Genomic DNA, 20,562 nt, shown 5'->3' on the forward strand with positions numbered 1-20,562 from the left:
ACTAGCAGCAGGCTAAGGAAGGCCAAGATCCGGAAAGGGCACAGATCGCGGGAACCGCTCTAGTAGGATGCGCAGACAGAGTTCGCCGTCCCAGTATAACTTCCAAATATAAGAAGGGGAGGGTTGCCCCTCCCCTTCTTACTCAGTGTAGTTCTATTTAGTCTTTCACAGTGCTGAGCTGTTCCATTTTCTTCTTGTCGATCACGATGCGTCCTTCCTTTTCGAGACGATCGCGCAAAGAAGAAACGAACACTTCCTCAGCTTCGCCGCGCTTGCGTTCAAGCAGCGACGCCTTGATGCGGTCTTTCAGCGAATCGAACTCGGCTTCCGAGGGCAACTGCTTGTCGAGCAATGCAATGACGGCGCCCTTCTGACCGAGGTTGATCGCCTGGCTGATGTCGCCCGGCTTCATGTCAAACACCTGCGGAATCGCAGATGATACGGCCCCGATGTCGGGCACCTGACCATCAGGAGCAACCAGATCACTGGTCTTGACGGTGGCGCCGACTGACTTGGCGGCCTCGCGCAGATTATGTGTGGCGTGCGCCTTGTCGCTGAGCTCCTGCATCTTCTGACCGAGCATTGCCTGGGCCTTCTGCGACTTCAACTGAGCAGCGATGCGGTCCTTCACCTGATCGAAGCTCGGCGTTGCGGGTGGCTTCACTTCGGTGACCTGAACCACGGCCGTTCCCTGCTGCAACGGAACCGAGCTAGGTGCTGCGTTCGGCTTCAGACCAAAGACTGCATCCATGAACTGAGGTCCACCGGGAACTCCGGGAATTGCATCGTTGCGGGTGACAAATCCCGTTTCCTGAACCTGCAGCCCATTGCTGGCAGCAGCCTTCTCAAGACCACCAGACTTGGCTTGGTTCTCTACGTTGCGTGCCAGTTGTTCAGCCGCCTTCTGATTCTTCTGCGCCGCTACGATCGGCTCGATCTCGGAGCGAACTTCATCGAGCGAACGGGCATGAGCTGAAATCTTGTCGTCAACGCGAATGATCTCGTAGCCGTAGCTGGTTGAGATGAGATCAGAGGTCTGCCCCTTGTTGAGGCTAAACGCGACCTTCTCAATCTCAGGAGCGTTACCGGAACCCTGAACCAGGTTTCCGACCGAACCGCCTTCCTTCGCGGTGGCCGTATCATCGGAGTACTTCTTCGCCAGTGCGGCAAAGTCGCCGCCCTTCTTGAGCTGGTTCAACACGTCCTGCGCCTTTGCCTTTGCGGCATCAGCCTGCTTCTGATCCACCTGACCATTTGGTCCGGGCAGCGGGAGCTTGATGAGAATGTGACGAACCTTTACCGACTCAGGTACGCGGAACTCGGCCGAGTGCTGACGATAGTAGCTTTGTAGCTCGTCATTGCTAGCCTTCGCAGGATTGGGCAAGTGCGCGGCATCTACCACGACATACTTGAAGCGGCGCTGCTCTGGAATCATGTTGGCGAACTGCTGCTGGTTCTTTTCGTAATAGGCGCGCAGTTCTGAGTCGTCAACATTGACCGACTTTTCCAAATCCGAAATGCTCAAAACTGCATAATCGAATTTGACCTTCGTTTTGTATCTCAGGAACGCGTCGTGAACTTCGCTGTTGGAAACGAAGACTCCAGCACCGATCACGGAACGCACCTTGCGAAGCGTGAGCTGATTGCGCAACTCCTGCTCGAACTGAGGCACGCTCAGGTTGAACTGTGTCTCGACAAGGCTGCGATACTGATCAACACCGATGAAGTTGCCGTTGGGATAAAGCGCCTGCGACAGACCGCCATGCTGCATCTCATAACGCAGATCATCGTCAGTAGCTTCAAGGCCTAGCCGCTTCGCTTCGCGCAGGTAGATCTTCTGCAACACGACGGCGTCGACAGCCTGGGGCATGATGTACGGCTTGAACTGCTCGGGGAAATGGCGCTGCTGCATGATGTTGCGCGCCACCTGTTCAACTTCCTGAATGGTGACATCCTGGCCATCAACTTTGGCTACAGAGTTGGCACTGACTGAGCCACCACTGAGATCGGTGAAGAAACTACCAGTTCCAGGAATAAGGGTGACAACCATCATGATGCAGACGATGGAAAGGAAGCCGACGAGAAGCACTCTTTGAACGCGGCCTTTTGTTTGCAGGAATCGAATCATCTTCCAACTGGCTCCGAGATTTAAAGGGCGAATACTGGATTATAAACCAGTGGGTTGCATCGACCGCATCTCTTATATGCACAAAGACCTTATGGCCGAATTACCGCCCAATGAGTCGAGGTTGCGCTTCGATGCCGGAATTGCCCATTCTGACGCGCATAGCTTTGCCTGTGGGACGGAGCGCATGATGTAATGGATTCCACGTCTATGTCCCAGAAGAAACAGGGGTTTCGCCGAAACTGGATCGCCGCACGACGGCGCTTGAGAGAACTGGGCATGATTGCCCATGGATTGATGGATACGAATCACGTCGTGATGGCGCACATCATCCCCATGCGGCGATGCAACTTGGCTTGCGCCTACTGTAATGAATTTGACGCGACCAGCAAGCCTGTTCCGCTGGAAACAATGTACGAGCGCCTCGACCAACTGAAGCGCCTGGGCACTTCGATCGTCACCATCAGCGGCGGCGAACCAATTCTGCACCCCGATCTCGATGACATCATTCGGCGCATTCGCAAGAACGGAATGATTGCCGGCATGATTACGAACGGTTATCTGCTGACTGCCGAGCGTATCCAGCGACTCAACAAGGCTGGACTCGATCATATGCAGATATCGATCGACAATGTGATGCCGGATGACATTTCGAAGAAAAGCCTGAAAGTTCTGGACAAGAAGCTTCAACTGCTGAGCGAGCACGCGGAGTTTCACGTGAACATCAATAGCGTCGTCGGGGGCGGCATTCATAATCCTCACGATGCGCTTGTGGTCGGACGTCGTGCACGTCAGCTAGGCTTTACGTCGACAGTTGGCATCATTCACGACGGCGATGGGCAATTGCGACCGTTGAATGGAGAAGAACGCGAAGTCTTCTTCAAGATGCACAATCTCGCTCGCAAGAATTACTCACGGTTCAATTGGTTTCAGACGAACATCGCGAATGGGAAGCCGAATGAGTGGCGATGCAGGGCAGGCGCACGCTACGTGTATATCTGCGAAGACGGGTTGGTGCACTATTGCTCACAACAGCGTGGCTACCCCGGTGTGCCCCTGATGCAGTACACAAAAGCCGACGTTAAACGCGAATTCCGCACGGCTAAGGGATGCGCTCCGAACTGCACGGTGAGTTGCGTACACCAGGTGAGCTATATCGACTTTTGGAGATCGCCACAGACATTGCAGCCGCAGCCGCGATCAGGTGAGGTAGGCGAACTTATCCAGATTCAGAGCGATTAGGACGGACGACTTCGCGAACTGCTCGATCGCGCGAGAGAAACTTGAAAGAATCCAGCATCTTTCCACAGCTAAGTTAGTCAATGCGTTGCACGATCTAAACACGTTTGCTAATATCAAAAAGGTTCCTGAGCCAATCAGTGCCGCAGTAAACAAGCCGGTCCAATGCAATCCTCTGCTTCGGTCCGCACACAATTCAAAGAAGGGCGCGTAGCTCAATTGGCAGAGCAACTGACTCTTAATCAGTAGGTTGAAGGTTCGATTCCTTCCGCGCTCACCATCTAAATCAAATCCAAGTTACTTATTAACCGCTTACAACGCACTGTGAAGTGCAGGTACGCATACGAGCATTGTCGGGGTCAAGCGGACGCTGACCTACTCGGCTTTTTGCCAAGTTCTTTCAGTCTGGCCATCAGCCTTGGGGAGTTATCTTTGCTGCATGACGAGCCGCTCGAGTGCGGTTGTCGCAGAGTTGTTGAATTCGAATACCTGACTTAATTATTCGCGAATACGAGGCGAGTGTTTTCGCTGACGGGATCTTGAATTGCAGAGAAGTTCTTCCGCTTCCATTCGAATCTGAGATAGATGCGATCTTGTTCTTGCTTACATTGCGCTTGCAACGACTGGTTTGCTATGTAGCTATTCGACATACCGTTCCAGAAGCACCTCGGGGCGGACGCCCTTTGCCATCTCAATATCAGAATGGCTCGAAGATCCGCCCCGACGAGGCTTACTGCTGAGAATGCTCCACGAACGGACTACGGAAGGTAGAACCGTATCGTGGAGAATCCCACGGCATCGTTTCCAGTGGGGGATGTGCCTATCCCGCTCCACAGTGAGCGATGGAAGTAGGCAAACTGGTTACCGTATTGCAAAGTGCCGTAGGAACCTTTGTAGAAGCGATACCAGAAGCCGCCCGTGACCTCATAGATGTCGCGGTTGGGGCCAGAGCAACTGTTCATGGTGACTTCGTTGCTCGCGACGCAGGCGGTGGAGTACGGAGTGAGACGAGAACCGTATCCGGCAGTTGCACCGCCGCGGAGCCCGCTCAGGTCGTAACGTCCGGTATATTCGTTTCCGCCATAGACATAGATGTCCAGCTTCGGGCTCGGATGAACCTCGATCCCGCCCATGAAGTGAGCTGCGCGAAGCGGGAGCAGCTTACCATTCACAGGATTGATCGTAACGTCGGGCATGCTGCCGGTTGCGTAGCGTCCAATGCCACGGCCTGCCAGACCTTCAAGAACGACATCGACCTTCTTCGGGACCACAGGCAGTATGGCGCCAAAACCAATGCCGCCACCGTAGCTAACATTCGTGACACCAGGAACCCCAGTTGTTCCGGCAATGCGGTCACGGAAGATGCGGCCGAGGGCCTTGATCTCATAGTGGCCGAAAGCTGGATCGAAAGCGACTTTAGCAATCAGGTCGGGAGCAACATTGGTGGACTGTCCAGCGCTGTATCCCTTGAGATACGGCGAGAGCAATACGCCACCAGCAGCGTTGGGATCATCGGCAAGTCCCTGAATGTTCGCGGGAACAAAACTGGCCGAGTAAGTCTGTTCGGGGTTGGCTACTTCGATAGCTGCAGTCGCGAGCGGACTGAACTTCTTGGTCACGCGTACGGCGGTCTGACGCACGAAGTTAAAGCCCACAGCATAGTTGCCATCAGCAACGTTGGGGATGAATTCCCCGCGGAGTGCGATTCCTTTACGGCTGGTCGTCAGCAGCGTCCAATATTGGCCGGCTGCGACTGTCCACCCACCCGGCAGTTCCGCCTGTCCCCAAGCCTGACGCAGACGAGGAAGGAATGCATTGGTCTGGACCTGGTTTGAAGTGGGACCCGCGCCAAGAAAGTCCATTTCGTAATAACCGCTCAGCGTAGCGCCCTTGGCCTTGCCTACAGCCAGCAAAGTCATACGCGATGCGCGGGCGGTCCCACGAAATTCGGTGAGGTTAGCATTGCTGGTCCCGTCGAGGGGTGCTCCACCATAGCTGTTCGCAACATCGGCATTCTCGTTGCGACTGCGTGCAATGAAGGTGGCTTCGAGAAAGCCTCCCGGGGTAAGACTTACGCCCTTGAAATGAATCGTTGCGGGGGATTCCAGATCTTTGACGCGTTTTTCTGTGGCTTTTACAGTTTCGGTTGAAGCTGCGATCGCCGTTTTTACCTCGGCAACTTGCGCGGTGGCCTGCGCTGCTTCCTGCTTGGCCGAGGCGGCCTGCGTGCTCACGGTCTGGACGTCGGTCCTCTGAGATTGAATGACCTCGATGCTCTGTTTCAACGTCTGCTGCAACTGATCGATTTGCGATTGCTGAGTATCAATCTTACCTTCGGCTGCCGCTAGCTTTTGCTTGAGCAGTTTCAGCTCTTCAGCCGTTTCGTTTTTGGTTGTGGTTCTTGTTGCGACAGGCTTTTTGCCCGTTTTCTTCTTTGCACTGCCATTTGCTGCAAAAGCAACAGACGATGCAACTAGAATGAGGACGATAAACAGTACCAGTGACTTACCTTTCACTGCTCCTCCTAACAAAATTGCTGACAAGACGACATCATTCTTTTGCCGCGCCCGGAACATTAAGTTTCCAGAGCTTATGGCACCCAGCGCACATGACCTCAGAAGAGTCGTGGGCATGGTGACAACTCGTACACGCGATGTCACTGCCGTAATGCGAAGCATGCGGATTACGCTTGGGAAATTCTTTGTTGGCGGATTTTTCGGCTAGCTTTTCGACTGGACCGTGACAAGCAAGGCAGCGTGAGTTTTCGACGGCTGCGTCGGAAACCGGCAACTGCTTGCCGTGACATCCTGCACAATCCACTTGCGCTTTGAAGTGCAAGTTGTCAGTGAAACCAGAAGACGCCCAGGAAGTCATCTTTTGCTTCATTAGCTCAAGATCTTCCTTGCTGACTGGATCCCAATGGGTTGACGTTCCGATAAGTCCGAAACTCTTTCCGGGCACGAACTCGTGGCAAGTCGTGCATTCGAGTTTCTGTTTAGCGGCGTGGCGCTGGTGTATAAGCGTCGAGAAAGCGTTCTTTTCCGCTTCGCCGGAATGGCCGATGTTGTGACAGGAGACGCATTGCGCCAACCCGCCGCTAACTTCGGCGTGCCCCTTGGGAAGCACCTTGGTCATGTCTTTGTGGCAGGCAGCACAGGGATCACTCACCCCGTAGAACGTGCCGCAAAGGACCAGTATCAAACACGGAATAAGGAAAAAATAGAATCTCTTCATAAGTTGGGATCCATAACCGCGCGAGACCCGGGCTTGCAGGGGGAGGGCCTCGCGCGGGCAGATGCCTAGCTCAGTACCGGCTCCTTGGCGGCATTGGTTCCGGCAACACGGCCGAACACCGTCGCATCGATCACGGCGTTACCACCGAGGCGGTTTGCACCGTGAATACCTCCGGTGATTTCGCCGGCCGCATAGAAGTGCGGAATCGGTTTCGACCAGATGTCGAGCACCTGTGCCTTGGTGTTGATGCGCACGCCACCCATCGTATGGTGCACGGCGGGCCACTGCGGAATGCCGTAGAATGGGCCTTCCACGATCGGGATCATCACGTTGGTGAAGTTACGGTTGAACTCGGGGTCCTTGCCGTCCTTCATGTACTGATTGTGCGTCTTGATGGTCTGCTCAAGAGCATCGGCTGGAATGCCCAGCTGATTAGCCAATTCGGCCAGAGTATTGGCCTTCTTGATGCGGCCGCGCTGCACGCCCGCCTCGACCTCTTCCTTGGTACCCATCTTCGGAACCATGGCTTCGCAGAAGATCGAGAAGGTCGGCTTCATGCCGGTGTTCAGTTCGGCGCGGGAGACCACATCGCGGCGCTCCATCTCGTTGACGAAACGCTTGCCCTTTTTGTCCACGTAGACGATGCCAAAGCCGGGTCCACGGAAGGGATACACGGCTGTTGAATCCAACATGCCGGTTTCCGGTTCAGCATACGGATAGAGCTGGATAAACGCCATGTGGATGGCTTCGGCGCCCACAGCCTGCGCGTAGCGCATCGTTTCACCGGTCGCGCCCGGATGATTCGTGGAGCTGTAGCCGGGGCCGAGAGATGGGTTGTAGATCATGCGCATAGGAACGTCGCGGCTGAATCCACCGGAGGCCAGAACCAGGGCACGGGCCGCCTTGATGTTCAGCACCTTCTTGCCGCGCTTTACTTCTACGCCCAGCACAGGGCTGGTCGGCTCGGCATCGGCACGGTAAATCCAAGTGATGGTGGAGTTCAGAGCGATCTTCGCGCCACGCTTCTCGGCGATCTTACGCAAGGCTTCCGTGTAGCCACGGCCAACGCCTTCAACGCAGGTGTGCGTGCGGTATTTGGAGTGTCCGCCGGTGCGGTTCACAAGTTGACGGAGCTGCAGGCCACCATCGTCAATCATCCAATTCAGCGCAGGGGTGGCGCCTTCGGTCATGATCTGCACTAGCTCGGGGCTACCAAAGAAATCTCCACCCTTCAGGGTGTCCTTGGTGTGCGTCTCGACGCTGTCCTCGCCCAGACCTAACTTCTGGCGAAGGTGGAACTCATCGTCCCAAGAGTTGTACTCACCACCGTTGATGATGGAGTTACCACCATACACCGGCATCTTCTCAAGCACTACAACCTTTGCGCCGGCACCCGCTGCTTCAGCCGCCGCGGCCAATCCGGCGAAACCGGAACCCACTACCACTACGTCCCAAGTTTCATCCCACTTGACCGGAAGCTTCCGAACTTCTGCTTCCGCAAGTCCGGGAACGGCCATGTTAAGGGCGAGGCCACCACCTACAGCGGCTGCTCCCGCGGCGATGGATTTTAGAAGAGAGCGACGACTGACATTATTAGAATTATTAGACATTTATTCTTCTCCGTATCGGGTACTTCTCGCGTGAACACAGCTTCCATGACCGCTCTGCAAACTCAGTCACACACAGTATCCGGCGACACCTGACAAGTAAGCACAAGCGTACCCGCGCACGGCATCAGCTCAGCGGGGAAACATTGGGGGACTTTCGGGTATTCCTCTATACCCAATGTCCCTGATCCGTGGTAGGCTCTGACTTACAACGATCAAATTGTGTACGGCATTACTACTGGACGAATTCTTGCCGTAGAGAGGTACAACGCTTGCGGTGCCCAGTCGATGGGCGCTGGACGAAGTTGAGTGCTTGCTCGTACGACGATCGCAATCTGTTTTCCGCAGTCTGTCGGAGATTGGCTGTTGAACTATTCAGACATAGAGACAATCGGAAATGAACTGCAGAGGTTCGACGGGGATTTTCGGGATTCAGTCTTCGAGCGAGTCTTTGATTCAGCAACAGACGTCCTAATGATCACGGACAGTCACGGCAAAGTCATACGGACAAATCATAAAGCTGCCCAGCTGTTCCCACACAATTCAGCTGTAGGACGTCCCTTCTGGAATACTCTTGGGTTCAAGTGCATCGACCTCGACGGTGCCAAGGACCAACTCTCAGATACTGAATTGGCACCGGGTTCCCCCGCAAGAACCTACACATGCAAATCCACTAATTCAGTATTTGATATACGGTTGGTTGGCCTCGAAAACGGCAAAGATGACAGCAACAGCTATCTGCTAATCCTCCACGACATCACCTATCTGAGTACCTACCGTTCTCAGCTGGAGAACCACATTCGAGAACGGACCATGGTGTTGGAGCGATCGCAAAAGCTCTTGCAGACTGTTTTTCAAGGAGTCGGCAAGGGGATTATCGTGGTCGATGACGAACTCGAGATCGTCGAGTCAAATCAGAAAGCATGTGAGATTTTTGGCCGTAACGAAAACAATATCGTCGGCGCCCATATTCGGGCGCTATGCCGCGACGATGACCAGCACGTGCTGACCACGTTGCTAGACACTCTTGAAGAGTACCAAATCGTTAGCAAAGAACTAACCGGAGTTTACTTTGACAAGAGCACATTTCCCGCTGTGTTCACGGTCAGCAAGATTTATCATGACAACAAGCAACTCTGGATCGTAATCACTGAAGATATTTCTGAGCAAAAGAGACTTGAGCAACAGTTGCTTGCCGAAAAGGTTCTCACCGAAGAGGCAAATATAACGTTGCGAAACGTGCTGAAGAATATCCAGAATGAGCAACGTGATCTCATAGGGAAAATCTCTCGCACAATAGCAAATGACATTATTCCAGCACTGCATAAGCTCGAGTTTGACTTCAAGAGTGAATCACATATTCATTGCTTGCATTATGTCGAGTGCTTACTGGTGTCGCTCACTCAGGGAACGGAGGCCGAAGTGTCTCCAGCAGTTCTCAGACTGAGCAAGACTGAACTTAAGATATGTAAGTTCATTCAAGCAGGGCTTGGTAGCAAAGAGATTTGTGCAGAAATGAACTTGTCTTTTGACACAATCCAAACTCACCGGAGAAACATCCGAAAGAAGCTCGGACTTTCCGGATCAAGAGACGTGAGTCTGTACGGCTTTTTGTCAACCTGCAACCTTTGACGCCCTTGTGCTTTTATCGGCCGAAAGGATGGCCCAAGTGTTCGATGAAGTTTTTGATGTGATAGTGATCGGATCCGGTTTTGCAGGTCTATCTGCCGCGATTGAGGCACGGCGAGCAGGGTGCAACGTCGTGGTCATCGAAAAAATGAGAGTTCCGGGCGGCAATTCAGTCATTAGTGCCGGGATGACGGCCGTTGCAAATTCCCCGCTTCAAGCAACTGCGCATATCGTTGACTCACCCGCTCGGTTAGCTAATGACATGTTGGCTTCAGGAAAGGGCCTTAACAATCCCTCGCTTCTAAAAGTGGTTACCGAACAGTCAAGCGAAGCACTGTTATGGATGCAAGACTATCTTGGCATCACCTTCAATGATTCATTGCTTCATGGTGGCGGACATTCCGTACCGCGAACCTACAGCATTGCCTCCAGTATGGGGGGGGGCGCAACAATCGTTCAAGCGATGCTTGTGAAGTGCCGTGAATTAGGTATTTCGGTACGCATGCGCTGTGCTCTGAAGGGATTGATACAAGATGAGCATGGTAGGGTAATCGGCGTCGATGTGGCCAACGACTATAGCTTCCCAAAGAATGATAGCGGGAAGCGAGAGACGTTGAAGGCTGAACGAGCTGTAATCCTTGCCTGTGGAGGATTTTCCCAAGACGTTGGGTTTCGCACGACCCAAGATCCGCGTCTGAATGGTGAGTTCGACACAACGAATCATCCTGGGGCAACCGCAGAAGCACTGGTGATAGCGCTGAAGGCTGGTGCGACTCCCGTCCACCTTTCATGGATCCAGTTAGGTCCTTGGACATCGGCGGATGAGAAAGGTTTTGGGGTGGGAGCTCTGTTTGGCGTCTGTATTGGATTCCCCCATGGAATCCTGGTGGATGCGGCTACTGGTAAACGATTCATAAATGAGCTTACCGATCGCCTTTCAAGAACTCAGCATATGTCGATGGTTGGAAGAATTCCGATTCTGATCGTCGGCGGAGACGCAGCACAGCAATACCCGTACTTGCGGCAGAGTCTTAAGAGGAACGTAGTCAAGCGATACGATTCCATCGATGAGCTTGTGGCAGGTCAGTCCATCGACAAGGAAAATCTGCAGCGGACGATAAATGCCTATAACAATTCCGTGCTGATGGGAACCGATTCGGAACTTGGCAAGCCGTTGACTTCTCAAAAGCGATTCACAGTATCTCCTCCGTTTTTTGTAATGCGACTTCGACCCAAAGTTCACTATTGCAACGGCGGTATCCAAATCAATACGCGAGCACAGGTGTTGAAAATCGAGAATCATGAACCCATTCCCGGCTTATACGCGGCAGGAGAGATGACGGGCGGGATCAATGGTGCATCTCGTATTGCCGGAATGGCGACGACTGAGTGCGTTGTATTTGGAAGAATTGCTGGTGCAAATGCCGCGAACGAGAAGAAGGAAAACGAGCGCTTTCTGTCCGGCGCTTCAGGAAAGCTGTAGGTAGGGCGAGAGGATTTGAACGCCCCACCCTCTGTTCTAACCAGTAATGCACATCTGTGTTATGACACCGCCCTCGCACGCTGCATCTCGCGCCAGCGGGCTGGAGGAACGCCCTCCCAGGTCCGAAAGGCACGAACAAATGAATTCGCATCATTGAAGCCCAACAGGTACGCCGCTTCGTTCAACTCAAGCACTGAGTTGTTCAGATATTGGCGGGCTAGTTGATGCCGAGCTTCCTCAAGCACTTTCTGAAAACTTGAGCCTTCTTCCTGAAGCCGCCGCTGCATGGTGCGTGAGCTCATGTGTAGCGCATCAGCAATGTCCTCGATAGTCGGACGACGGCCCGTAAGCTTTTCCTGAATGGCGATGCGGACCCGGTCCACGAAGTCCTCATCGAAGTTTTCTTGCTTCAGTTCCTGCTCGAATTGTGGAGCCAACAGGCCAAGCAATTCAGCGTTCCTCGTGACGAACGGCAGTTCGGCATCTTTTGCACGAAACACAATCGCATTGCGCCGAACACCACAAATGACGGGACACCCGAAGTGCCGCTCAATGGTCTTCAAGTGTTTTCGTTCCTGAATCAGTTCAATCCGCAGAGGCGTCATGCGAGACCCTGTGCCGACGCGAGCAATCGAGAGTACCCAGGCGAAGGCGCACTCGATAAACATCGGAGGTTCTTCGTCTGCGAGCAGCCAGTGGAACTGAATGCTCCACTCGTCGTTGTCTCTCTCCTGGATGATTTCTTCCGGGCAGGTGAGCGGTTTGTAACGACCCATGCAGTCAATCGCCTCGCCCAAGTTCTCCGACGAGAGCGTAGCGACGCCAAGCGGATGAAACCGCTCGATCCTCGTCTCTGTACCTAACTGCAATCCGATGCTTGGGCTGGGACTGATCTCAGCAATGGCACGCCAGAATGCATGAAGCTCTTCTGTCTTTAGAAGCACGCGTGGCTCTCTGACGCAATGCTGCGACAATCCAGCCCTCCTAAGAACAGCGGAAGTACTCACGCCTAGCTCTTCTAGCTTCTTGAACATGCTGCCTGACACTCGAAAATGCTTATACATATGTGTTAACCGTCTTGGGTGCTAGCGTGCGATGCTGGGCAGTTCGGGCTCGTACTCAACCTACATTACGAGTTTACGGAATTGTCACTTGCCCCGATATGCAGATCACGACATTTTACATGCGAACTGCGCCGAGACTTCATGAAGGCGAGTCGCTACTACTCTGCTTGGGCGGGATGGACACCTTAGGACCCAAAGGACGGAACACGCGCAAAGAATGCGCGATAGCTCTTGCGGAGATACTTCACTTCTACCGCATCTACCGCAACGTTTGTCACAGTTCCGTGAGCAATATCGCCCCCAAGTGCAAATCCTGCATTGAGTAACGAATCGAGATTTCGATAAGCGGCAACGACTCAGCTGTTTAGCTTTGTAGTTCCTTCGGCACCCGAATTGCTGCTCTGTACCGTGCAACCAACGAGAGATTGCAACTGAAAACTGCAGCAACAAAGCACGGCCTCATCAACTGTAACGAACGGGCTGGGGCAAAGAACCTACCCATGTTCTCGACCTTACGAGGCGCTCTGTTTAGGCCTTTATTCATGTATTGAAGGAGATTTAATGGCAGTTATAACCCGACGACATTTTCTGGAACTCTCGCGAAATGCCGCTGCGGCCCTCGGAGTTTCCGCGTTTGTGCTATCGAGCTGGGAGGATGCTTTCGCAAGCCCCACAGCTCCCAGCGTGATTTGGCTGGAGGCGGCCGCTTGCAGCGGTTGCTCAGTTTCTCTGCTGAACCGTGTCTCGAATACATCGCCAACTTCGGTCGGCGACCTTCTGGTCAATACGATCAATCTGCAATATCACGAAACGTTGATGGGCGCTTCTGGTGACACGGCAGTATCCGTCATTCAGGCGGCACAATCATCGGGTAATTACATCCTTGTTGTCGAAGGTGGAATTCCCACCGCGTACAACGGATGCGCGGGATGGGCATGGTCTCAGAATGGATCTTCGGTAACAATGCAGACCGCGGTGCAGAATCTGGCGGCTAAAGCACGGAGCATCATCGCGGTCGGCACATGCGCGTCGTTTGGAGGTATTGCAGCCGCCGGTGCAAATCCTGCGGGCATAAAGTCTGTAAGTGCAGCGACCGGCAAGAAAGTGCTCAACATTCCCGGCTGCCCCGCCCATCCCGACTGGATTGTTTGGGCCATCAGCCAGGTAATATCCGGCGCGACCATCACTGTAGATTCCAACAGTCGCCCCAAAGCCCTCTATGGCAACAGCGTTCACAGCCTCTGCCCACGCAGAGGAACGTCACTGGCCACCGCGTATGGTCAAGACAACCATTGTTTGAAGAGTCTAGGCTGCAAGGGACCACAGACGAACGCACAATGCCCCAGCATCGGTTGGAACAACGGTCAGAATTTCTGCACCAATACCAACAGCCAGTGCTTGTCCTGCACCAGCCCGAATTTCCCCACATCACCGATGCGCTAACGAGCGCCCAAAGACGTGTTGGCCTGCTCTAGTTAAGCAGGAACACTCAGAGGAGTTGTTGTACATGGCTGTAACTATCAGTGTGGATCCGATTACACGCATCGAGGGCCACCTCAAAGTTCAAGTGACCATAGACACTGTTAATGGCACTCAACAAGTTATCGACGCACAAGCATCGGGCACTCTATTCCGTGGTTTCGAGAAGATCCTCGTAGGAAGAAATCCGCTGGATGCGCCCGACATTACGCAGCGAATCTGCGGGGTGTGTCCTGTATCGCATGGCATGGCAGGCTGCATGACGCTCGAAAATGCAGCAAACGTGAAAATTCCAGACAATGCGCGCATCATGCGTAATCTGGTGCTCGGCGCGAATTATCTTCAGTCGCACATCCTGCACTTCTACCATCTCGCTTTACTGGACTTCATAGACGGACCGGGCGCCATGGCTCCCTGGACACCAAACTGGAATGTGGATCAGAGAATCGCTGCGGGCAGCGCAGATGCAAACTCATTGCATACAAACTATCTGACTGCTCTCGACATGCGCCGCAAGGCTCACGAGATGGGATCTCTTTTCGGAGGCAAGCTGCCGCATCCACCGGCTTTTGTTCCCGGAGGGTTCACTACAACTCCGCGCGCAGCGCGCATTACGGCGTTCCAGAACTACATTTCGCAATTGATTACGTTCATTCAGAACACGTACCTGGGTGATGTTCAGAAGATCGCAAACTACTATTCCGATTACTACAATGTGGGCCGTGGATACGGCAATCTTCTCTCGTACGGCGTATTCGATCTGGACTCCACCGGTACGAACAAACTAATGACAGGTGGCCACGTCGCGAACGGCTCCACCACTGTACAGTCTGTAAGCACGACCGCAATCACTGAGCAGGTCACTTATGCGTGGTATGCGGACAGCGGCAATAATCTGAACCCCTCATCGGGCGTAACGGCGCCGCAATATCCAAAGACGAACGGCTATTCATGGCTGAAAGCGCCCCGCTACAGCGGAACTCCATACGAGACAGGCCCTCTGGCCCGAATGTGGATGAATGGCGATTATCGCCACGGGATTTCCGTGATGGATCGTCATATGGCACGAGCACAAGAAGCCATCAAAGTCGCAAACGCTTTGCAGTCGTGGGTGCAGCAACTTACTTCAAGCGGTGCCGTCTACAACACCTACACGACACCTTCGAACGCTTCCGGATTCGGCCTTACGGAAGCTCCTCGGGGTGCTCTTGGACACTGGATTAGCATCTCCAGCGGGGCAATTGCGAACTTCCAAGTCATCACTCCAACTTGTTGGAACGCTTCTCCGCGGGACACCGCTGGGGCGCGTGGACCGCTGGAGCAGGCATTGGTGGGCACGCCAGTCCAAGACACAGCTCGCCCGATCGAGGTCTTGCGGGTGATCCATTCATTTGACCCATGCATGTCGTGTGCGGTGCACGTCATGCGTCCTGGGAAGGATTCAAAAGTGTTCGCAATAAACCTGGATCTCAAGTAATGTCTAAAACAATCAACCCGTCCAAAGCTCATGCGGGTGTCCGTGTCTTCAAGACGCGGGCACCGCGCGTACTCGTCATCGGACTCGGGAACGAGTTAATGAAGGATGATGGCATTGGAATTCACGTTATCCGCGAATTACAGGGCAGAGTTCCGGAGCGATGCAAAGCAGTTGAGGTGGGGACGGCGGTTCTCGACGCGCTTCACCTATTCGAGAGGGCTGACATCATCATTGCCATTGATGCGATGCAGGCAGGATCAAAACCTGGCACACTGTATCGACTGGAACCATCTGCATCTGATCTGCCTTCAGGATTGACCTCCATGCACGAGATGACTTTTCTCTCATCTCTCACTCTGATCCTCAGTAAGCCGAAGGAGATTGTTATTTTTGGAATAGAACCAGCAGAGATCAAGTTTGGTATGGAGCTAAGCGAAACTCTTCAGCCTCTTGTGGCGCAAGTGACCGAAGTAGTTCTGGCCACGATACGCGAAGGATCGCAACCTAGCTCGACGGAAACCGCACAGGAATGACATTCCTGTGCAATGACGGCCTAAAACAATGATCGGGTTAAACGTTTTGGTGCCCCTTGTTAAGAAGAAGTTCCTATAAAAACGCAGGGTGTTCACGTTGTGGGTGAAGCCGATAAACCCTAACCCGCTATTTATTCATTTATCGAATTAGAGTCTGAAAACTCCTGTGGTATAAACAATCAGCAGAAACTCACTTAACAGTTCAATCTGGGAACTCAACTGGCAAGATTAGTTTGTTTGCGAGCCCTGTTCCCAAGCCATAGTTCGGAGGCTGTAGATTGGCCCATTGGAACTATATGCCTGCTCTCGGTCACATCGCCTTTGCCTTCTACACACTGATCATTCTGGTGGGCGGCGGGCTTGCAGTGACTTCACGTAGCCTCGTCAGAGCTATGGTTGGACTCGTCACTTGCCTGTTCGGAGTGGCTGGTCTCTACCTCTTGCTCCTGGCAGAGTTCGTTGCTCTGATGCAAATCCTCATCTATGTCGGCGCCGTCAGTGTGCTGATCTTTTTCGCCATCATGCTAACTCGTGCATCGGCTCAAGGCGAAGAAGCTGCCGGTCCGGGCTGGCGTGGAATGTTGCGCGCAATACCGGCTTTCCTGCTGCCCATCCTGCTGCTGATCATGCTGCGGGTTTACGGGGTAACTGGGGCGCAGACGCCGAAGGATGTACCCGTGAGTGCACTAGGGGCTGGACTGCTCGGGGCCTACACCCTTCCCTTTGAACTCATTTCAGTGGTGCTGCTGGCCGCGATAGCTGGCGCAGTGCTGCTAGCCTTTGAAAAGCGAGGCCCGAATTGAATCCGCTCGTCTATTACCAGGCCGTAGCCGTACTGCTCCTGGGCTTGGGGTTCTATGCCTTGGTCTCCCGGCGAACCCTCGTCGGCATGCTGATCGGCGTGGAACTGATGCTCAACGGTGCGGGGCTCTCCATTGTGGCCGCTGCGCAGCTCACCCCGACGGACGCCATTCTAGGGCAACTCGGTGCTCTGCTTGTTATGGGCTTGGCAGCCGCCGAAGCCACCCTCGTCCTTGCCATCGTGCTAGTTGTTTCCAAACGCTTCGGGAATGCCGACGCTGACGGCCCCCGGGAACTCAAGGGTTAGTTCATGCCAGCCACCTCCCTCATAATCGAAAGCGCCCGGGTCCTGATTCCGCTGGGCATCACCTTCCTGGCACCCTTTGCCCTGTGGTTCTGTCGCAAAAACATTAACCTCCGCGAGGCGGTTTCGTTCGTTGCTGCAGCACTGTCCTTTGCCAGCATCGTTTCGATGGTCCCGGCGGTATTGCGTGGTGGGGTCTGGACCTGCCAATTGCTGAGTTTCTTCCCCGGTGTCTCTATCCGATTCGCCGTGGATGGCTTGTCGCTGATCTTCGGCTTGGTGGCCACTTTCCTCTGGTTTTTCGCCACCTGCTACAACGTCGGCTACATGCGTTCACTGAACGAGCATGCCCAGACGCGCTATTACTTTTGCTTTGCTTTGGCCATTTTCGGCGCTGTCGGTGTGGCTTTTTCGGGCAGCATCGTGACCCTGTATCTCTTTTATGAGGTGATCACTATCTGCACCTATCCGCTGGTCGCCCACCATCAGGACGAAGAGGCGTATCGGGGTGCACGCAAATATCTGGTCTACCTAATGGGCACGAGCAAGCTCTTTCTGTTGCCCGCGATGATTCTGACCTACGTTCAGTGTGGCACGCTGGATTTCAATTTGGCCGACATATCCAAGGGCATGTTCCCGCCGGATGCGAATCCGACGCTGGTGACAATCACCTACTTCCTCTACATCTTCGGACTAGCCAAAGCCGCACTGATGCCTCTGCACAATTGGCTACCCTCGGCCATGGTTGCGCCCACTCCGGTGTCGGCATTGCTGCACGCTGTTGCTGTGGTCAAGGCTGGCGTCTTCGCCGTATCGCGCATCATGCTGTCAGCTTTTGGCGTGGACTTGCTTGCTCGCCTCGGACTGGGACTCATCACTGCCTATCTGGCCGCATTCACCATCGTGGTTGCCTCGATCATTGCGCTGACCAAGGATGACCTCAAAGCCAGACTGGCTTACTCCACCGTGAGCCAACTCTCATACATCATCATCGGCGTAGGCATGCTCACTCCGCTCGGCGTAAAGGGCGGACTGCTGCACATTGCTCACCACGCGTTCGCGAAGATTACCTTGTTCTTCGCCGCCGGTGCCATCTACGTCGCGACGCATCTGAAGCAGATTCCGCTCATGGACGGACTTGGCCGCAAGCTGCCGTGGACCTTTGGAGCATTTGCGGTGGCCTCGCTCTCCATGATCGGCATGCCTCCAGTTTGCGGCTTCGTGACGAAATGGTATCTAGCCAACGGCGCCATCGACATTCACAATAACATTCTGCTTCTGGCGTTGCTCGCCTCCACTCTGTTGAACGCCGGATATTTCGTGCCTGTGATCTACCGCGCCTTTTTCCGTCCGCCAGCGCCCGGCGTGGATCATTCCGGATTCAAGGAAGCGCCACTCGTCATGGTTGTGCCGTTGTGCCTGACGGCGGCGATTTCAGTCGCACTGGGACTCTTTCCGACACTGTTCACGTCGCTCGTGAACTCGTTTGGCCGATTCTAGGGAGAACGGTATGCAGGAACCTAAGCTAATTGGAAGTTGGCTCGAAGCGGCCCGGGAGAAGGCAGGCACCTTCAAGATCCTGCTGTTTGTGGTGCTGGCCGCGATGGTTTTGCTCAATTTCCTGATTCTGCCATATGAGGCGGAATTTGCCGCCGAAAAGCTGCCTGGCTTCTGGGCGCTGTTTGCGTTGGCAGGAGCAGTGATTATGGTCGTGGTGCTCAAAAAAATCGTTTACCCAATTCTTGCTCGCCCCGAGGAGGATACGAATGAACGGCCTTGAGCACCTCGGTATCCACTTCTTCTTGCACCCTGCGATTGGCTTCCTCGTATTGGCCGGGATATTGGTCTTCCTGAAAAATAGCCAACACAAGATTTGGCGCTGGCTACTACTGCTTCCTCCAGTGATGGCCATCGGCGCGGTGGTCGCACTCACCATGACCAACTCGGGCCCAAGGGACTTGGCTGTAGTCTCCTACCTTGGTCAAACATTGCACATGGGCCGCGTGGATACGCTGTCGCTGGTCTTCGCGCACGTATTCGCAATCCAGTCACTGATTGGCTTCATTTACGCCCTGCATGTTTCTGATCGCGCCCAGCACATTGCCGCATGCCTTTATGTAGCCGGGGCATTTGGAAGCGTCTTCGCGGGTGATTACCTCACGCTGTTCATCTTCTGGGAACTGATGAGCATTGGCTCGGTGTTCCTGGTCTGGCTGCGTCGCACCCCGTCATCCACCGCCGCCGGATTCCGGTATCTCCTCTTCCATATCTTCGGTGGACTCTTCCTCTTGGGTGGCCTTCTTCTGCGCCACGGAGCACTGGGCACTTTCGCATTTACCGCCGTTGCTCCCGATGCGGCCCGCTACTTCGATTACGTCATTCTCGTCGGCTTCCTTGTAAACGCTGCCTTCGTGCCGCTGCACGCGTGGCTGCCGGACGCCTATCCCGAGGCCACCATTACAGGCGCAGTATTCATGAGCGCCTTCACGACGAAGACCGCCGTCTATGTCTTGGCGCGCGGATTCGCTGGATTCGAACTGCTGGCCATCGGCGGAGCTGTCATGTGTCTCTATGGCGTCTTCTACGCCACGATTGAGAACAACGCACGACGCATCTTGTCCTACCACATCGTTTCGCAGGTCGGATACATGGTGTGCGGCATTGGAATCGGGACAGCGATGACCGTCGATGGTGCCTGCGCCCACGCTTATGCCCACATTTTGTACAAGGGCCTGCTCTTTATGGGCGTCGGGTGTCTGCTTTATTCGGCTGGTTCAGCGAAGCTGACCGAGCTGGGCGGATTGGCGTCACGACTCCCGCTCGTGATGATCGGCTACATGGTGGGCGCCGTGTCGATCTCGGGCATGCCGCTCTTCAACGGATTCGTAAGCAAGACGATGACGATCGCTGGCGCGGCGGAAGCCCATCACACATGGCTGGCTCTTGCCATGGAACTTGCCGCCGTGGGCACATTCCTTTCCGTCGGCATCAAGCTTCCATACTTCGCGTTCTGGGCCAGGCCGAAAAATGACATGCCGCTGAAGCCCATTCCCTGGAACATGTATCTCGGCATGGGTATCGCGTCGTTGCTCTGTCTGTTCATCGGCCTGTTCCCAGGCACGCTGTACAAGTTGCTGCCGTTCCCGACGGAGTACACGCCCTATACGCCGTGGCATGTGCTGCAATCATCGTTGCTCCTTGGATTCACGGGCCTCGGGTTCTACCTGATGCGAAGGATTATCCCTCCACACCCAAGCCGCAACCTTGATTTCGACTTCCTGTATCGGCTGATCGGTCGCGGGTTCATCAAGGTCGTAAGTGTTCCTGTAGCGGCCCTGGATAACATCTGGACCGAAGTCTATGCACGCATCGGCTTGCGGGGATTGCTCAGCATCGGGCGTGGTACGAGTGCATTCGACAGCAAGGTGATCGACGGAGTGCTGGATGGCTTGGCTCGCGCAGTCCGCGAGGACGGCGGTGTGGCAATAGCCCGGACTGAGACCGGAAGGATCCAGGATTATCTGGCTGCTGCCGTCGCATTGGGCCTGATCATTTTCGTGATTGTCTGGTTTGTGAAGCTTTAAGGG

Annotated in this window: 16 protein-coding genes and 1 tRNA gene; 12 read left to right on the top strand and 5 right to left on the bottom strand. The window is 54.3% G+C overall.

Features of this window, described 5'->3' with window-relative positions; translation table 11 throughout:
* Positions 1 to 157: 157 nt before the first annotated feature.
* Positions 158 to 2,128, bottom strand: a complete 1,971-nt coding sequence (locus AC6IZD_RS15155) for a peptidyl-prolyl cis-trans isomerase (protein WP_497784206.1) — start codon at positions 2,126 to 2,128, stop codon at positions 158 to 160.
* Between the two features lie 207 nt (positions 2,129 to 2,335).
* Between AC6IZD_RS15155 and AC6IZD_RS15160 the strand changes: the two genes are divergently transcribed.
* Together AC6IZD_RS15160 and AC6IZD_RS15165 are read left to right on the top strand one after the other, a co-directional pair.
* A complete protein-coding gene (locus tag AC6IZD_RS15160; RefSeq protein ID WP_497784207.1) occupies positions 2,336 to 3,367 on the top strand; it encodes a radical SAM protein in 1,032 nt (343 codons plus the stop codon).
* Between the two features lie 201 nt (positions 3,368 to 3,568).
* Positions 3,569 to 3,644: transfer RNA gene (locus tag AC6IZD_RS15165), tRNA-Lys, on the top strand.
* Positions 3,645 to 4,122: 478 nt separating this feature from the next.
* Here AC6IZD_RS15165 and AC6IZD_RS15170 read toward each other — a convergent pair.
* The 3 genes from AC6IZD_RS15170 to AC6IZD_RS15180 all read right to left on the bottom strand — a co-directional run bounded on the left by AC6IZD_RS15170 (position 4,123) and on the right by AC6IZD_RS15180 (position 8,208).
* Complete coding sequence (locus AC6IZD_RS15170) at positions 4,123 to 5,880, bottom strand: hypothetical protein (protein ID WP_497784209.1); 1,758 nt, start codon at positions 5,878 to 5,880, stop codon at positions 4,123 to 4,125.
* Positions 5,881 to 5,914: 34 nt separating this feature from the next.
* Positions 5,915 to 6,598, bottom strand: a complete 684-nt coding sequence (locus tag AC6IZD_RS15175; RefSeq protein WP_497784210.1) for a cytochrome c3 family protein — start codon at positions 6,596 to 6,598, stop codon at positions 5,915 to 5,917.
* Positions 6,599 to 6,663: 65 nt separating this feature from the next.
* Positions 6,664 to 8,208 carry an FAD-dependent oxidoreductase gene (locus AC6IZD_RS15180; RefSeq protein ID WP_497784212.1) on the bottom strand — a complete coding sequence of 515 codons (1,545 nt, stop codon included), beginning with the start codon at positions 8,206 to 8,208 and terminating at the stop codon, positions 6,664 to 6,666.
* Positions 8,209 to 8,571: 363 nt separating this feature from the next.
* Between AC6IZD_RS15180 and AC6IZD_RS15185 the strand changes: the two genes are divergently transcribed.
* Positions 8,572 to 9,837, top strand: a complete 1,266-nt coding sequence (locus AC6IZD_RS15185) for a PAS domain-containing protein (RefSeq protein WP_497784214.1) — start codon at positions 8,572 to 8,574, stop codon at positions 9,835 to 9,837.
* 37 nt (positions 9,838 to 9,874) lie between these two features.
* Positions 9,875 to 11,317, top strand: a complete 1,443-nt coding sequence (locus AC6IZD_RS15190) for a flavocytochrome c (RefSeq protein ID WP_497784216.1) — start codon at positions 9,875 to 9,877, stop codon at positions 11,315 to 11,317.
* 59 nt (positions 11,318 to 11,376) lie between these two features.
* Here the strand turns inward: AC6IZD_RS15190 and AC6IZD_RS15195 are convergent, their stop codons facing one another.
* Entirely contained in the window at positions 11,377 to 12,381 is a 1,005-nt protein-coding gene (locus AC6IZD_RS15195) for an AraC family transcriptional regulator (protein ID WP_497784218.1), read from the bottom strand.
* A 561-nt stretch (positions 12,382 to 12,942) separates the two neighbouring features.
* Here AC6IZD_RS15195 and AC6IZD_RS15200 point away from each other — a divergent pair.
* The 8 genes from AC6IZD_RS15200 to AC6IZD_RS15235 all read left to right on the top strand — a co-directional run bounded on the left by AC6IZD_RS15200 (position 12,943) and on the right by AC6IZD_RS15235 (position 20,559).
* Positions 12,943 to 13,824, top strand: coding sequence for a hydrogenase small subunit (locus tag AC6IZD_RS15200; protein ID WP_497784219.1), 882 nt, complete (start codon positions 12,943 to 12,945; stop codon positions 13,822 to 13,824).
* 64 nt (positions 13,825 to 13,888) lie between these two features.
* Entirely contained in the window at positions 13,889 to 15,337 is a 1,449-nt protein-coding gene (locus tag AC6IZD_RS15205) for a nickel-dependent hydrogenase large subunit (protein ID WP_497784221.1), read from the top strand.
* Positions 15,337 to 15,870 carry a hydrogenase maturation protease gene (locus tag AC6IZD_RS15210; RefSeq protein WP_497784222.1) on the top strand — a complete coding sequence of 178 codons (534 nt, stop codon included), beginning with the start codon at positions 15,337 to 15,339 and terminating at the stop codon, positions 15,868 to 15,870. The genes AC6IZD_RS15205 and AC6IZD_RS15210 overlap by 1 nt, the downstream gene beginning before the upstream one ends.
* A gap of 278 nt (positions 15,871 to 16,148) precedes the next feature.
* The gene (locus AC6IZD_RS15215; protein WP_497784223.1) at positions 16,149 to 16,673 is read left to right on the top strand and encodes an NADH-quinone oxidoreductase subunit J family protein; all 525 of its coding nucleotides are present in this window, start codon (positions 16,149 to 16,151) and stop codon (positions 16,671 to 16,673) included.
* A complete protein-coding gene (gene nuoK, locus AC6IZD_RS15220) occupies positions 16,670 to 16,978 on the top strand; it encodes an NADH-quinone oxidoreductase subunit NuoK (RefSeq protein ID WP_497784225.1) in 309 nt (102 codons plus the stop codon). Before AC6IZD_RS15215 ends, nuoK begins: the two co-directional genes overlap by 4 nt.
* A gap of 3 nt (positions 16,979 to 16,981) precedes the next feature.
* A complete protein-coding gene (locus tag AC6IZD_RS15225) occupies positions 16,982 to 18,475 on the top strand; it encodes a monovalent cation/H+ antiporter subunit D family protein (protein ID WP_497784227.1) in 1,494 nt (497 codons plus the stop codon).
* 10 nt (positions 18,476 to 18,485) lie between these two features.
* Positions 18,486 to 18,755 (top strand): hypothetical protein, encoded by a 270-nt coding sequence (locus tag AC6IZD_RS15230; RefSeq protein ID WP_497784228.1) that lies wholly within the window; start codon positions 18,486 to 18,488, stop codon positions 18,753 to 18,755.
* Positions 18,742 to 20,559, top strand: coding sequence for a Na(+)/H(+) antiporter subunit D (locus AC6IZD_RS15235; protein WP_497784230.1), 1,818 nt, complete (start codon positions 18,742 to 18,744; stop codon positions 20,557 to 20,559). Before AC6IZD_RS15230 ends, AC6IZD_RS15235 begins: the two co-directional genes overlap by 14 nt.
* The last annotated feature ends 3 nt before the right edge of the window (positions 20,560 to 20,562 follow it).

This window comes from Koromonas humicola, assembly GCF_059726255.1.